At 46.7% G+C, this 15,034-nt stretch carries 14 protein-coding genes; 5 read left to right on the forward strand and 9 right to left on the reverse strand.

Annotated elements, in window-relative coordinates:
- The first annotated feature begins 68 nt into the window (after positions 1-68).
- Positions 69-1,439, forward strand: coding sequence for an L-serine ammonia-lyase (locus ACJB0T_RS09660; protein ID WP_479290540.1), 1,371 nt, complete (start codon positions 69-71; stop codon positions 1,437-1,439).
- Positions 1,440-1,490: 51 nt separating this feature from the next.
- On the opposite strand, the gene ACJB0T_RS09665 is transcribed toward ACJB0T_RS09660, so the two are convergent.
- The 5 genes from ACJB0T_RS09665 to ACJB0T_RS09685 form a co-directional block, all read right to left on the reverse strand.
- Positions 1,491-1,964, reverse strand: coding sequence for a DUF2947 domain-containing protein (locus ACJB0T_RS09665; RefSeq protein WP_479290542.1), 474 nt, complete (start codon positions 1,962-1,964; stop codon positions 1,491-1,493).
- A gap of 8 nt (positions 1,965-1,972) precedes the next feature.
- The gene (locus tag ACJB0T_RS09670; protein ID WP_479292275.1) at positions 1,973-2,560 is read right to left on the reverse strand and encodes an HD domain-containing protein; all 588 of its coding nucleotides are present in this window, start codon (positions 2,558-2,560) and stop codon (positions 1,973-1,975) included.
- Positions 2,560-3,138, reverse strand: a complete 579-nt coding sequence (gene rimJ / locus ACJB0T_RS09675) for a ribosomal protein S5-alanine N-acetyltransferase (protein WP_479290544.1) — start codon at positions 3,136-3,138, stop codon at positions 2,560-2,562. The genes ACJB0T_RS09670 and rimJ overlap by 1 nt, the downstream gene beginning before the upstream one ends.
- Positions 3,138-4,679, reverse strand: a complete 1,542-nt coding sequence (tyrR, locus tag ACJB0T_RS09680) for a transcriptional regulator TyrR (protein ID WP_479290546.1) — start codon at positions 4,677-4,679, stop codon at positions 3,138-3,140. The genes rimJ and tyrR overlap by 1 nt, the downstream gene beginning before the upstream one ends.
- 120 nt (positions 4,680-4,799) lie before the next feature.
- Positions 4,800-5,129, reverse strand: a complete 330-nt coding sequence (locus ACJB0T_RS09685; protein ID WP_479290548.1) for an STAS domain-containing protein — start codon at positions 5,127-5,129, stop codon at positions 4,800-4,802.
- Between the two features lie 185 nt (positions 5,130-5,314).
- Between ACJB0T_RS09685 and ACJB0T_RS09690 the strand changes: the two genes are divergently transcribed.
- A complete protein-coding gene (locus ACJB0T_RS09690; protein ID WP_479290550.1) occupies positions 5,315-6,181 on the forward strand; it encodes a DMT family transporter in 867 nt (288 codons plus the stop codon).
- A 32-nt stretch (positions 6,182-6,213) separates the two neighbouring features.
- Here ACJB0T_RS09690 and glpD read toward each other — a convergent pair whose 3' ends face one another.
- Positions 6,214-7,746 carry a glycerol-3-phosphate dehydrogenase gene (gene glpD / locus ACJB0T_RS09695; RefSeq protein WP_479290551.1) on the reverse strand — a complete coding sequence of 511 codons (1,533 nt, stop codon included), beginning with the start codon at positions 7,744-7,746 and terminating at the stop codon, positions 6,214-6,216.
- A 263-nt stretch (positions 7,747-8,009) separates the two neighbouring features.
- Here glpD and glpK point away from each other — a divergent pair, with 263 nt between their 5' ends.
- Both glpK and ACJB0T_RS09705 read left to right on the forward strand, forming a co-directional pair.
- Positions 8,010-9,500, forward strand: a complete 1,491-nt coding sequence (glpK, locus tag ACJB0T_RS09700; protein ID WP_479290553.1) for a glycerol kinase GlpK — start codon at positions 8,010-8,012, stop codon at positions 9,498-9,500.
- Positions 9,501-9,680: 180 nt separating this feature from the next.
- A complete protein-coding gene (locus ACJB0T_RS09705) occupies positions 9,681-10,982 on the forward strand; it encodes an alpha/beta fold hydrolase (protein WP_479290555.1) in 1,302 nt (433 codons plus the stop codon).
- A 1-nt stretch (position 10,983) separates the two neighbouring features.
- Here the strand turns inward: ACJB0T_RS09705 and ACJB0T_RS09710 are convergent, their stop codons facing one another.
- Entirely contained in the window at positions 10,984-11,880 is an 897-nt protein-coding gene (locus tag ACJB0T_RS09710; RefSeq protein ID WP_479290557.1) for a LysR substrate-binding domain-containing protein, read from the reverse strand.
- Positions 11,881-11,984: 104 nt separating this feature from the next.
- On the opposite strand from ACJB0T_RS09710, the gene ACJB0T_RS09715 reads away from it, so the two are divergent.
- On the forward strand, positions 11,985-13,232 hold the full coding sequence (locus ACJB0T_RS09715; protein WP_479290559.1) for a D-amino acid dehydrogenase: 1,248 nt from the start codon (positions 11,985-11,987) through the stop codon (positions 13,230-13,232).
- On the opposite strand, the gene ACJB0T_RS09720 is transcribed toward ACJB0T_RS09715, so the two are convergent.
- Positions 13,229-13,894 carry an HAD family hydrolase gene (locus tag ACJB0T_RS09720; RefSeq protein ID WP_479290561.1) on the reverse strand — a complete coding sequence of 222 codons (666 nt, stop codon included), beginning with the start codon at positions 13,892-13,894 and terminating at the stop codon, positions 13,229-13,231. The two genes, ACJB0T_RS09715 and ACJB0T_RS09720, sit on opposite strands and share 4 nt — an antisense overlap.
- Before the next feature lie 365 nt (positions 13,895-14,259).
- On the reverse strand, positions 14,260-15,009 hold the full coding sequence (locus tag ACJB0T_RS09725) for a DeoR/GlpR family DNA-binding transcription regulator (RefSeq protein ID WP_479290563.1): 750 nt from the start codon (positions 15,007-15,009) through the stop codon (positions 14,260-14,262).
- Positions 15,010-15,034: the final 25 nt, after the last annotated feature.

Below are 15,034 nucleotides of genomic sequence, written 5' to 3' on the forward strand. Positions count from 1 at the left end.
CCAATATAATATAAAGATAATCTGCCTTAGCGCAGAGACATAACAAGACTAAGTGAAGAGAAGTAAACATGCTTTCTATATTCGACATCTACAAAGTTGGCGTCGGCCCTTCGAGCTCGCACACGAATGGTCCAATGATCGCTGGTTATCAGTTTACTACATTAATTGCGGCTCTACTCGATAACGTTCAAAGAGTTCAAATCGACCTTTATGGTTCGCTCTCTTTAACGGGCATTGGTCACCATACTGATCGAGCCACTATCCTTGGCCTACTTGGCAACAAACCGGACACTATCAAGATTTCAAGTGCTAACCAAGCCATGAAGAAAGCCATTAATGATGGCACACTGCCTCTCGCTGGTACGCACAACATCGGATTCAACTACAAAACCGACATGCTGTTTCATGAAGAAAATCTCCCTCTCCATGAAAACGGCATGACGATCTCCGCGTTTGATAGCGAAGGTAATCGTGTTGGTTTCGAAACTTATTACTCAATCGGTGGCGGTTTCATCGCAACGGAATATGAGCTACAACATGGCAAAGACGAGCAAGAAGTCAGCGTTGAGTATCCATTCACCAACGCAGATGAAATGTTAGCGCTTGCCGAGAAGAGCGGCATGAGTCTTGGCGGTATGGTGCTTCGTAACGAACTCGCGTTTAAAGACATCGAAGATATAAACGCAAAAACGGAACAAATTTGGCGTGTAATGACACGCTGTATGGAACGTGGCTTTGAAACAGAAGGTATTTTAGACGGTGGTCTAAACGTCACACGCCGCGCACCTAATCTTCTTAAGAAGCTCGAAGCGAACGCCGCAATAGAAAACGATCCAATGGAAATCATGGATTGGATTAACTTGTTCGCCTTTGCTGTCAGCGAAGAGAACGCGGCAGGTGGTCAGGTAGTTACCTCTCCGACTAACGGCGCTGCCGGCGTCATCCCAGCGGTTCTGATGTACTACCACAGATTCATCAAAGAGCTCGACACCAAACAGCTTAAAGATTTCCTTGCTGTGTCTGGTGCTATTGGCATCTTGTACAAAACCAATGCCTCTATCTCTGGTGCAGAAGTGGGTTGTCAGGGGGAAGTCGGTGTGTCTTCGTCAATGGCAGCAGCAGGTCTAACAGCCCTTCGCGGTGGCAGTAACGAACAGATGTGTATCGCAGCAGAAATCGCCATGGAGCACTCGCTGGGTATGACTTGTGACCCTATCGGTGGTTTAGTTCAAGTCCCATGCATTGAACGCAACGCCATGGGCGCTATGAAAGCGATTAACGCTTCACGTATGGCGCTTAAGCGTACTAGCAAGTGCTTAATCTCTCTCGACAAAGTCATTGATACCATGTACCAGACGGGTAAAGATATGAATAAGAAGTATCGTGAAACCTCTCAAGGCGGTTTAGCACTGATTCACCTTGCTCCACCTTGTGAATAAACTTTGTTTGCAAAAACAGCAGCCGATGGCTGCTGTTTTTAATAGAACATCTTACTTGCGCTTGCCGAGTTTCACGGTGCCGTTGGTTGAGAACCATAACGCTTCAGAGCGGCGTCGGCCTAGCAGGATTGGACCGTCATCGTAAAATAGAAAGTTTTTCCAATAACGTTTAAAGGTCGACCATTTCGTTTCAATTACGTTGTACTTCTCGTAGCAGAAGTACACGGTAACGTCATCTTGCCAATCAATGAACTGCTCTACCGCCTCGGGCAAATCATTTTCATCCGCTTCCCACGCCTGCATCCAATCAACTTCATCCCACCAGTTATTGTCTTTCATCGGCCAATCTTGGCTGCTCAAACGTTCAGCATCTGGGCTTTGAGCGCTGATGTTTTCTTTCCAAAACTGCGCTGCACGCGCTTGCGTCATCGGTTTGATTTGCGGCCAATCAACTTCTGGTACTGGCATTGATTGATGAGTAAAAATCCATTTTCTTTGGTATTCATCCAAAGTTGTGTACGACATTCAGTTTCCTAATTCTTTAACCAGCCATTTTCAACGGCTTCTTCAATGAGCGATTTTGCTTTATCCCAAAGCACTTGTGAACCTTTTTCTATCTTTTGATTCACCTGAATCGCTTGAGTCTCCGTTACTTTGTTCTCAATCCAACTTTGTCCCTGATTGTGATAGTTAAGCAACATCGGTATTAGTCTATCTAGCGCTTTAGCGAACTTGGCTTCCGAAGATTCAGCTTGTTCAAACTCACGCCAAATAGTAAACAGCTCTTCACCTTGATCCTCAGGTAGCATGCCAAACAAACGCTCAGCCGCTTCAAGCTCTTTTTGCTCTTGCAGCTGAGATGCTTGGACATCGTAGACAAAGGTATCACCCGCATCAATTTCGACAATATCGTGCAAAAGTAGCATCTTAATGACTTTTGTTATATCCACTGGCTCATTGGCATGTTCTTGAAACAGCAGTGCCATCATGGCGACATGCCAGCTGTGCTCAGCGCTGTTTTCAAAACGGCTTTCTGCACTTCGAATACGGGTACGGCGCAAGACAGATTTCAACCTGTCTAACTCCATCAATAAGTTCAGTTGCTGCTCTAATCTATTGATCATGATTCCTTCCAGTTTGGATTGTGAAGCGCCGTCAGGATATGATCTTCCCACTTGCCATTAATCAGCAAGTAATCTTTAGCAAACCCTTCTCGCTCAAACCCCATATGCTGCAACACGGCTTCACTGCGCTTATTGTGAGGCATGTAGCTGGCAGCTATGCGATGCATATTTTGAAACTCAAACATGTAAGGGATGGCCATAGACAAGGCGCGGCGCATGTACCCTTGCCCTTGTGCATCTTGAGCCAGAGAGTAGCCTAAATTGCATGAATGGAAGGGAAAGCGAACTAAATTGCTAAACGAAACCGTCCCCTTCATTTCTTTGGTGTCTGCATCAAATACCAGACAATAATAAGCCAAACCTAATCGGTGCAACTCTTCCAGTTTGAGCAGCTTATTCGCCCAAGTATCAACTTGGAAGAAGCCAAGTTCACGCTTTGGCTCCCATGGTTCTAAGAACTCACGATTATCACGGAAATACTGAGCCACGGTGTAAGCATCTGAAGGCGCTGAACTTCGAACCAGCACATTGCCCTCACAGCGATGCAACTGCACCGCTGAGCTTCTGTCTTCCATTAATTCTTCCTGATGTTGTAATCGCGTAGCTTATTAGCAATTGAGGTGTGAGAAACATTCAATCGGTTGGCAAGTTTACGGCTAGATGGGAACGACTGATAAAGCTTTTCGAGAACCTTAGACTCGTAATCTTTCATAATGTCATCCAACGAGCCATCAATGTTTAGATTCACGTTTCCTGTACTTACCGCTTCCAGTTTCGGTAAGTTGAAGTCTTCTAACTTCAGTCTTGTGCCACTTACTTGGGTGAGTGCGCGCAGCACCATATTATCAAGCTGTCTCATGTTGCCAGGCCAAGGATAATTGCTTAGCGCATCCAACAGTTCATCGTCAGCTTCTGGTTTGCTAATACCCAGTTTGGCGCTATGTTTGGCAACGAACAGTTCAAGCAACGGGGCAATGTCGCTCGCGCGCTCTCTAAGCGGCGGTATCGTCAACGTCAGCACATTAAGTCGATAATAAAGATCTTCCCTAAATGCGCCCTGCTCTGCCAAATCCGCTAAGTTGTGGCGAGTTGAAGCAATGATTCGAACATCGACGTGTACTTCGTGCTCTTCACCGACACGGCGGAAAGTACCGTCTTGCAAAAATCGCAGTAGCTTGATTTGTAGGTGCGGACTCATCTCGCCAATTTCATCAAGTAACACAGTGCCACCATTGGCCTGCTCAAAAATGCCTTTGTGGCCGTGTTGATGATTAAACGAGCCAGGTGCATGACCAAATAGCTCCGTTTCCGCCACATCATCCGGCATTGAGGCACAGCTGAGTACCAAAAATGGTTGAGAAGCGCGATGAGAGCGGTTGTGACATGCTTTCGCTAGCATCTCTTTACCCGTACCCGTCTCTCCTTCAATAAGAAGTGGCTGATCAAGCATGGCAAGCTTTTTCGCTTGGCTCATTAGTGCTTTGTGACGATTTGAGAGACCAACAAAGTGTTCAAAGCCTAATGTGTTACTGTCTGCTAACGACTCTGTTGTCATGGCGTGAGTAGTAGGGTGAATACTCATTACAGCACTAGCGAGCACTGTTTCATTCGACTCACCAGTAATGTAAACCGGCAAGATCTCCATGGTGTAATCTAAGCCGTCGATGACAATCGCTTGTTTTTGTCTAGTGATATCGCCTTCGATCCATTTGGCAAAGTTAAAGCTTGGCAATAAGTGGGAGATAAGCTGGCCCATTGCTTCGTCTTCACTCTTTGCAAGTAGTTTGAGCGCCGCATGATTCGCCATATCGATGGCGCCTTTGAGATCAATGGAAAGTACTGGATATGGCAAATTAGTCAGCAAAGACACCAGCTCGGTGTTGTGTCGCTCACTAGGCATAAATTGAATTTTTCGTACGTCTTTTACGCCGGAAATACGGCGAATTTCGGCCATCAAGTCGCGAAAAGTTTCAAAGTCTATATCTGGGCAATTGAGGTAAATGATGCCCGTAATATCGATTTCGATACCACGTAAGTCGATACTATTGGATGCCAAGATATCTAACAGCTCTCGAGTTAACCCAAGTCTGTCTTCGCAAAGGACTTCTAAACGCACTTTATGTTCCTGTAGAAAGTGTCACGAATTGTTGACACTAAGTGTGTATGACTCAGCGAGAGTCGTCAACAAAAACAGAAAGTTGTATGAGCGATATGCGTTGTTTTTAAGCGTATAAAGCTAACCAGCTAAAATAGCTTGTTCTAAATCACTGTATACCTTAACGATTTGATCGACTTTGGTCACTTTGAAAAGCTGCAATACCGGTGCACTTTCTGTGACGACAGAAATGTCCGATTGATGGTGGTTGTTCTTAAATGCCATCAGTACCCCAAGGGCACTACTGTCCATAAAACTCACATGGGTCAAGTCGAACAAAATGGGCTTATCGCCTGTCTCTGGCATATCATCAATAAAATCACGAAACTTAGTGACCAGTTTGGCGTCAAACCTAGCAGACTCAACCTCAATTACGGTCAACGAGTCATTGCTGTACGTTGCGAAAGTCATAAACACCTCTAGCCAACATGTGCGGTACGTTAAGTCTAATTTTTATTTATCTTCATCTATGAATATAGCCGCATTTCATAATTCTTACAGCATTCGACAACAAACCGAGCTTGTCCCCAATATTCATGTGGCTAATACTCGTGTTTTGGCGCAGAATAAACAAAAAACATAAAGATCATACGATTTTGAACTATCGCGCTGAATTAATTTTAGTTTTCACTACATTGCTTGCTGGTGCCGGTTGGGTATTCTCTAAAGAAGCCATTGCCGGATTGCCACCTTTTGGCTTTATTGGGTTGCGCTTTCTTTTTGCGTCGCTATTACTACTGCCATTTTGTCTAAAAGCGCTTAAAGCGGCTCCGCTCGCCGATTGCTTACGAGCCCTCAGCGTGGGTGGATTTTTAGGCTGTGCCATTTTTAGCTGGATTTATGCAATTTCTATTAGTGATACGTTGGGTGAAGGCGCGTTTATCATGAGCCTTTCTATGCTCATCGTACCGATCGTGGCGTGGGTGTTATTCAAAACCAAGCCTATCCGCGCGTTCTGGCTGTCACTACCTATCGCCATGGTTGGTTTGTTCTTATTATCATGGAAAGGCAGCTGGACATTTGATGCCAGCCAACTGTGGTTTTTAGTTTCCGCCATCGGTCTTGCGGTGCATTTTAACTTCAACAGTAAGTACTCAGTTCGGCTCTCACCGATCCTACTTGCTACGTTGCAACTATTTTCTACTGGTGTGCTCGGTCTTATCCTGTCCTACTTTACCGAGACTTGGCCAAGCGAAATTTCGACAACGACTTGGAAGTGGTTTGCGCTTAGTGTCGTGCTAGCGACAAGCTTGCGCTACTTAATGCAGACCACGGGCCAGAAGCTAGCCAATCCAACCAACGCAGCACTGCTGATGCTATTGGAGCCCATTTGGACGCTGATTTTGAGCATGATGATCTATCACGAGCCTATGCCGTTTAACAAAATTCTTGGCTGTTCACTACTACTTGGCTCGCTCATTTTTTATCGCCTCAGTTCTATGGTTAGCTTGCGAAAGCGCTAACCAAAAAAAGCGCGCCTTGGCGCGCTCTCTGTTTACTCTCCAGCATATTTGAGCATGGAAAGCCTTCGCGCAGATAGACGTCTTGCCATGTACGCTGCGAGCTTCTCAGTTTGCAGCTCTGAGAACTCCAGTCCTAGCTTAGTTCTTCGCCACAGCACATCATCGCAGCTGGTTGCCCACTCATTTTGCATCAGATAATCGACTTCTGCTTGATAGAGCCCATGACCAAAATGGTCACCAAGCGCTTCATATTCCGAAGCCCCAGCAACAATTTTCTCCAAGCTTGTACCGTAAGCCCTTACCCAGCGGTTGATAAGATCAGCATCAAGCCACGGATAACGCTTCGCGGTTTTTTTCGCTAGAGCTTCTCTGGTAGAGAAGTTTCCCCCCGGCAGTATCGCCTCTTTTGTCCAAGGCGACCCCATATGCGGGAAGAATGGCACCAACTTATCGACCGCCGCTTGTCCAAGCTTTCGATATGTAGTGAGCTTACCGCCAAAAATTGATAGCAACGGTGCATCATCAAGCTCATCGTCAAGCTCTATCGTGTAATCACGCGTTACGGCTTGCGGATCATCTGATTCATCTTCACACAGCGGCCTTACACCCGACCAATCCGACACTATGTCTTGTTTACTGATTTTTGTTTTAAAGTGTTGGTTCACTATCTCGCACAAATAGTCCTTTTCACTGCCATCAATTGCCACCTTACTCGGGTCGCCTTGATAATCCACATCCGTGGTACCGACTACGGAGTATTTATCCATATAAGGGATAACGAAAACAATGCGCTTGTCCTCGTTTTGCAAAATGTAGGCGTGGTCGCCTTGGTACATGCGGGGAACGACAATGTGACTCCCTTTGACCAATCGGATGCTTCTTGGGGATGGTAAAGCCAGTTGGTCATCAAAAAAGCGATCAACCCAAGGGCCGGCTGCGTTAACCAAGGCTTTAGCTCGTAAGGACTGAGTTTCTCCGGTTAGGGCATTGCTTGTTTCAACTAGCCAGCCGTCTGCCAATCTGCGCGCTCCGGTGCATTTAGTTTGCGTCAATATCGACGCACCTTTTTCCTTTGCCAGCATAGCGTTAGCGACAACCAAACGTGCATCATCAACCGCACAGTCAGAGTACTCAAAGCCGATTTTCATCTCTGGTAACAGCGGACTTTCATCACCAGCAAATTTAACGCCTTTGCTGCCAAGCAACGATACGCGTTTTCCCAAATGGTCATAAAGGAAAAGTCCAGCACGTATCATCCAAGCTGGACGTAAGTGAGGACGATGAGGCAACTGGAAGCGCAAAGGAGCAACTAAATGGGGGGCATTTTTTAACAGCACTTCTCGTTCTGCTAACGCTTCTGACACTAAACGAAACTCGTAATGCTCGAGATATCTTAGGCCACCGTGAATGAGTTTGCTGCTCGCCGATGACGTCGCCGAAGCAAGATCATTCATCTCGACCAACGCCACATTCAAACCTCTTCCTGCCGCATCGGACGCCACAGCCACACCATTGATACCGCCGCCGATAACTATCACATCGTAATTGTTGTTCGTGTCACCCATTCCCACTTGCCTCCGTTTATCTCGTCATTTTAATGAGCACATACGAACAATATAATGCGCGAAAACGAACATTGCGAGCCTTTCGATAGCAAAATGTTAAAATTGTTCATTTCTATCACTTTGCTCACACATTCTATGCCCTGCTTTGAATATTATTAACAACAACACTATTATCATCACTTGATGCTACCAGCATCGCTTTCGGCCAATGGTCGAAAACGAACAGATGCTCTCATTAACACTCATCGATAGACGGACACTCTATGAATAACAAAAAAGTCATCATTGCTCTCGACCAAGGTACCACCAGCTCACGAGCGATCGTCTTTGATCATGACGCTAATATCATCACGACTTCTCAACGGGAATTCACCCAGATATACCCGCAACCAGGCTGGGTTGAGCATGACCCCATGGAAATTTGGGCAACGCAACGCTCATCTCTGACCGAAGCCCTCGCCCAAGCAGACATCGGCAGTGATCAAGTCTCCGCAATTGGTATTACCAATCAAAGAGAAACCACTATCGTCTGGGATAAAAACTCCGGACAGCCCATTTACAACGCTATCGTTTGGCAGTGCCGCCGTACCGCCGATTACTGCGACAAACTCAAAGCCAATGGCCACGAGCAAATGATTCAAGATAAAACGGGTTTAGTGATGGATGCATATTTCTCTGCATCAAAAGTGGCGTGGATACTGGACAATGTAGAAGGCGCGCGCGAAAAAGCCGATAACGATGAATTACTCTTCGGTACGGTAGACACATGGCTCGTTTGGAAACTCACCCACGGTAAATCCCATGTGACTGACGTGAGTAACGCCTCCAGAACTATGCTATTCAACATTCACACCCTAGAGTGGGATGAAGAACTACTCGAGCTATTTGATATTCCTCGAACCATGTTGCCAAACGTGAAGTCATCGAGCGAAATCTACGGCCATACTCAAATAGGTGGCGGCAACCATGCTATTGCCATCAGTGGTATCGCCGGGGATCAACAAGCCGCGCTGTTTGGCCAGCAATGCGTGAAGAAAGGCATGGTAAAGAATACCTATGGCACGGGCTGCTTTTTGCTGATGAACACGGGTAGCAAGCCAGTTAAATCTCAGCATGGCCTACTCACTACAGTGGGCTACCAAATCGGCGACGAAGTCACCTACGCCCTTGAAGGCAGCGTATTTATGGGCGGGGCTACGATTCAGTGGCTACGAGACGAGTTAGGATTGATTCGTGATGCCAAAGACACAGCGTATTTCGCTCAGCAAGTGGACAGCTCAAACGGTGTGTATTTAGTACCTGCATTTGTTGGGCTGGGCGCACCTTATTGGGATCCTCATGCTCGAGGCAGCTTAGTTGGTTTAACCCGAGGCACCAATCGCAATCACATTATTCGCGCGGCACTGGAAGCGATCGCTTATCAAAGCAAAGATGTGTTGCTTGCGATGGAAGAAGACTCCGGCATCAAACTCAATCAAATACGAGTCGATGGCGGCGCTGTGGCCAATGATTTCTTGATGCAATTTCAATCCGACATCATGGGTAGCAAAGTGGTTCGTCCAATGGTTCGCGAGTCGACGGCGCTCGGTGCAGCCATGCTTGCCGGACTCGCCGTTGGGTATTGGAACAGCCAAGAGGAGCTCGCTGATAAAAAGGAGATCGAGCGGATCTTTAGTCCTGAATTAGAACGCGAAAAACGTGAGACTCTGTATGACGGATGGTTAACTGCCATTGGGCGAACAAAAACTAACTAGCCTTAGCCCGAGATTAAAAACGCACCATTTGGTGCGTTTTTTGCTTTTGAGTACCCAGATAATTGGTACTAAACGGTGGCGTTTTTACATCAAAACCGCTAAGTTCAGCGAGCGCTGTCAGAGTAACAGCGCGTCGATTCTATTGTTAAATGTACTGTTATTCTTCACGGATGCTTGAATATGACCCACACCTCCCCTGCTTTTATTGATGGTGGTTTAAAATTTACCCCTCATTATTTTTCGGTTCCTCTCGACTACCAAGACCCAATAAAAGGTTCGTTGCAGATCTTCGCGAGAGAAGTCACTCTCGCCAAGGACAATGCTGAAAAGCCTTGGTTAGTCTTTTTTCAAGGCGGCCCTGGTTTTCCATCTCCACGCCCCAATGGTAACAGCGGCTGGCTAAAACGCGCTCTACAGGACTATCGCGTACTGCTTCTTGACCAGCGCGGCACAGGCAACAGCAGTGTGATTAGTCACCAAACCTTGGCGCATCTTTCTCCAGATGAGCAAGCTGACTACCTAAGTCATTTCCGAGCCGATAATATTGTTCGTGATGCAGAATTTATTCGTCAGGCTTTTGGAGTCACACAATGGGCTATTTTGGGGCAGAGCTTTGGCGGTTTTTGCTCTCTGACCTATCTATCGCTGTTTCCAAATAGTCTCAGCCGTGCCTACATAACAGGCGGCGTGCCCTCAATAGAAAGACATCCTGATGATGTCTATACAGCCACGTTCAAGCGTACTAAAGAGAAAAACCAAGAATTTTTCAATCAGTTCCCACATGCACAATCGTTATGCAAAAAAATTGCTAACCACCTAGCGACAAACGAAGTGACTTTACCGAATGGGCAAGCTTTCACTGTGGAACAATTTCAACAAATTGGGATCAATTTTGGTGTCAGCGATACCTTCCTTCCTACCTATTACTCTCTTGAAAATGCGTTCATTGAAGTGAATGGAAAACCAACATTACGTTATGAATTCTTGAATGAAATGCTGATGCAACAGGCCTTTCAAACCAATCCTATTTATGCGCTGTTGCATGAGTCTATTTATTGCCAAGGCTTTGCATCGAGTTGGTCCGCTGATCGCGTTAGGCAACAGCACGACGAGTTTAATTACCAACAGGGTGACGACGTCTTCTACTTTACTGGGGAGATGGTGTTCCCTTGGATGTTTGAGCAATACGAATGCTTAAAGCCCCTCAAGAAAGCCGCCGACCAACTGGCAGAAAAAGACGATTGGGGCCCACTCTACGATGCTGAAGTATTGGCAAACAACCGCGTCCCTGTCAGTTGCGCCGTCTACGCTGACGATATGTTTGTTGAGATGGACATCAGCCGCGAAACACTCGCTAAAATCCCAAATTCGAAAGCTTGGATCACCAACGAGTATGAACACAATGGGTTACGTGCCGATGGAGAGCGCATTCTAGACAAGTTGATCGAAATGGGTGACCACATCGATTACTGTCAGCACTAGGCTAGGTTAATATCGACTGGCTTTGCTCTTTAAGCCAGTCTTTGAACAATCTCGTATACGGATCGTCAAATTGGGTAATAATAAAGTACCCTGCATGAGCCGCTATCGGTGCAAAAGGGGCGACCAGTCGTCCCTTTTGCACCTCCTCCCCTAGTAGCGCCTTTCTTGCTAACGCAATGCCTACACCCGCCTCCGCCGCGGACATAGCCATGTCAGTTCGATTGAAAAAGTGTCCTTTGTTGGTCTCTAAGTCCAATCTTTGTTCAGAAGCCCAGTATTGCCATTCATAATCTTTTGGTACTCCCTGCCACGGCATTATGTCGTGGAGTAATGTCACCTCCTGCCAAGCCTCGCTCCCTTGTTGTAACCCAGGATGTTTAGCTAGATAGTCGCGACTCAACACCGGAATTAGCCACTCCTCCATCAGCAGTTCAGCTTCTGAGCGTTTATAAGGGATAGGTCCATAATCGATGGCAATATCAAAGTCTCGATTGTCGCTGTCCACCAGCGCCCCTTCTGCCAAAGTATGGATCTGGACATCTGGATACCGGCGATGAAAGTTCTCAAGCTTGGGCACCAACCACTTAAACGCAAACGAGGGAGTTAGCTTGAGTCTGATCTGTTTACGCTCAGAAACACGAGTCAGTTGAAATACATTTTCCTCAATAGCGGCTAAGTGATGCTCTGTGGCTTCCACCAACCTGTTACCCTGTTCTGTCAATCGTATTCCACGAGCGTGGCGTTCAAAAACGCTAAAACCTAACTTATCCTCTATTTGTTGTAATTGCTGACTCACTGCACTGACCGTTAGATTAAGCTGTTTTGCTGCACTGGTAATACTGGTATGCCGAGCAACAACACAAATCAAGTTCACCCCATTTAACAATGCTGACTTCATTTTGAGCCTTTAGTTTTTCTAAAACCTACTATTAATTCTTATCGATTGTTAATCAGATGTAAATTATTCATTCTGAGTAAAACTCAAAAGTGCGAGAAGCAATAGTGAAAGTCATTGTATTGGGAAGCGGAGTCATTGGACTCACAAGTGCATGGTATTTGTCTCAGGCAGGCTTTGACGTGACGGTTGTTGACAGACAATCCAGAGCTGGCGAGGAGACGAGCTTCGCCAATGCTGGACAAATTTCCTATGGCTACTCTTCTCCCTGGGCTGCACCGGGTATTCCCACCAAGGCCATTAAATGGCTATTTGAGCAACACGCGCCACTTAAGATAAAACCGAGTTTGAGCCCGGAGCTTATTCGCTGGGCAAGCCAAATGCTGGTCAACTGTCAGCTCGACAGATATAAACTGAACAAATCCCGAATGCTCACCATTGCCAATCGAAGTCGTCGATGTCTGGCAAAACTAAATCAAGACCACACTCTCCAATACCAAGGGCGAACACAAGGAACATTGCAAATTTTTCGCTCTCAACAGCAACTTGATGCGATTGAAAAAGACATGCCGCTATTGACTGAAAGTGGAACTCGATTCCAGCTATTTGATACCCAGCAGTGCTTGCAACAAGAGCCGGGGCTCGCAAATATGCATGGGGATTTGGTGGGTGGACTTTGCTTGCCCGACGATGAAACGGGCGACTGTTATCTTTTCTGCCAGCAACTGCAAAAAATGGCGGAGAAATCGGGCGTGAAATTTCTATTCGATACAAAAGTCAACGCCCTAATGACTGAGAAGCGCCGTGTCGTCGGTGTCACCACCTCAAACGGTACCATCACTGGAGATCACTTTGTAGTGGCACTCGGCAGTTACTCAAAGGCTTTGCTGCAACCCCATGGTATTGATCTGCCAATTTATCCAGTCAAAGGCTACTCACTCACTTTGCCTATCATCGATCCTAGCCAAGCACCAACGTCGACTATCATGGATGAGACCTTTAAAGTGGCCGTCACCCGTTTTGATGACCGAATTCGCGTGGCGGGCACTGCAGAATTAGCCGGATTTGATCCCGCTCTCCCTGACAAACGCTTAGCGACTCTAAACCACGTAGTCAGCGATTTATTTCCTCAAGGCGTAGATTTGGCGAGCGCAGACTATTGGACAGGCTTCCGCCCGATGACTCCGGACGGAACGCCGATCATCGGCAAAACTCCGCTGACCAACCTGTATACCAATACCGGGCATGGCACCTTAGGTTGGACGATGGCCTGTGGTTCCGCGGATATTCTTACCGAGCTGATGGTATCCAACGGAAAACAAGAATTGCCCGAGCTGAGCATCGAGCGATATTAGCGGGTTAGGTAACTACCTGACAGCTCTTGGTATATCTCAAACAGTGACGTCCTAGTTTGCACATTCAGTGCTTTAACATCCTCACATGGCGCGACTAAGTCCGGTACCTGGTAAGTATGCATAGCCGCTGCTACAGCTGCTTTAACACCGTTATTGGAATCTTCAAATGCCAAACAGTGCTCTGAAGCAACGCCAAGTCGCTTAGCCGCTAAGTGGTAGATCTCGGGGTCCGGTTTACCGCGCGTGACCTCACACCCTGTCGCTAAGCAGCTAAAATAGCCGTCTAAGCCTGCTAGCTTAAGTTTCTTTTCGGCGACATCGCGATGAGTAGAAGTCGCAACAGCGATAGGAATGTTCTTGGAGGTTAACCAATCAAGCAGCTCAATAACGCCGTGCTTTTTGGGAATCGCTTGATGAAATACGACACTGGTGTAGCGCTGACGCCATTCGTCATTAATCACTTTGTAATCAATAATGCCAGCGTAAGCCTCGCCTAACTTAGCGTGTATAGTTTTAGAATTACAGCCGATGATCGACAAGTACTTCTCTTCAAGAAATGGTACCCCTAATGCTTCACAAGCCTTCTCAAAGATACCTTTGCAGACGTTTTCTGTATCCAACAGCAATCCGTCCATATCGAAAATCGCACCTTTAAAATTCATTTCTTTCTCTTTAGTCAATGCATCCAAAATAGGTCAAAGCCTTTTTATGTGCGCATTGTGCCGCATCCTAATGTGTATTACCAAATAAATAGCGGAGTAATTTCGGGTGTAGGCATTGCGAAGTATCCATGTACTAACCCAACTAACAGCCCTTCTTGACCATCAGTTTTAATGCTTACTCTAGAGTCGCTACGGTTATGAAAATGTCCCTTTTTAACCTGACTTGAATACACACCTTGCGAGCCGAAATTTATGAGCCGCAGCTTAACAATCTAGAGCGATTCAAAGCGATCTATCACACGTTTCCACCGCAACCAGAACCAGAGACTCATCTGGCTAAGTAAGTCAGGCTAACCAGCAAGCTGCTACTCAATAGGGCGACCATACACACAGTCAAAATATGCCAAAGGGGCGACGCGAGCACTCGCTTTGCTTTGCCACTTGGTACTGTTGGCAACGAGCCACCTTTGCTGCGAACCCGCCAAAATCGCTTGACTGATCGCCGCCTCGCGCAGCTCATGCTCCAGAGCAAACTCCTCTTTTTGAGGCTCCAAAGCGGGCTGATCCGTGACGCTTGATGCAAGATTCACCGCCGCGCAACACACAATCCCAATATCAGCAGAGAACTGCCCGAAAAAGTTGGCCACATGATCCCCGACCACATCGCCATCATTGGTACGCATTCGTCCACCAGCAATCCAGGTTTCCACCTGTTCAAACTGCGCCAAGATATGCGCGGCCTGATAGTTATTGGTGACAACGCGAAGATGCTTGTGGCCACTTAACTGCTCCGCAATCGCCGCTATCGTAGTACCTATGCCTAAAAACAGCGTGCAACCGTCCGGGATATTGGCAACCACCTGTTTGGCTATTTGCTGTTTTTCCGTCAAGTTGGTTGCACTACGTGAAGTAAAGCTACGATTGCTTAGCGTTGTCGGCAAACCCACTCCACCATGATGGCGACGAGCAAGGCCGAGACTGCAAAGCTCATTAATATCACGGCGAATGGTCTGTGTGGTGACATCAAAGTGGCTCGAAAGCGCCTCTATGGTGCAGTATTCTTGGGTATGTATCAGGTCGATAATACTTGTTTGTCGCAAACTAAGATGGTGCATGATGGTCGGTACCTACCTCTCTATT

The sequence above is a fragment of the Vibrio sp. CB1-5 genome (genome assembly GCF_059412285.1).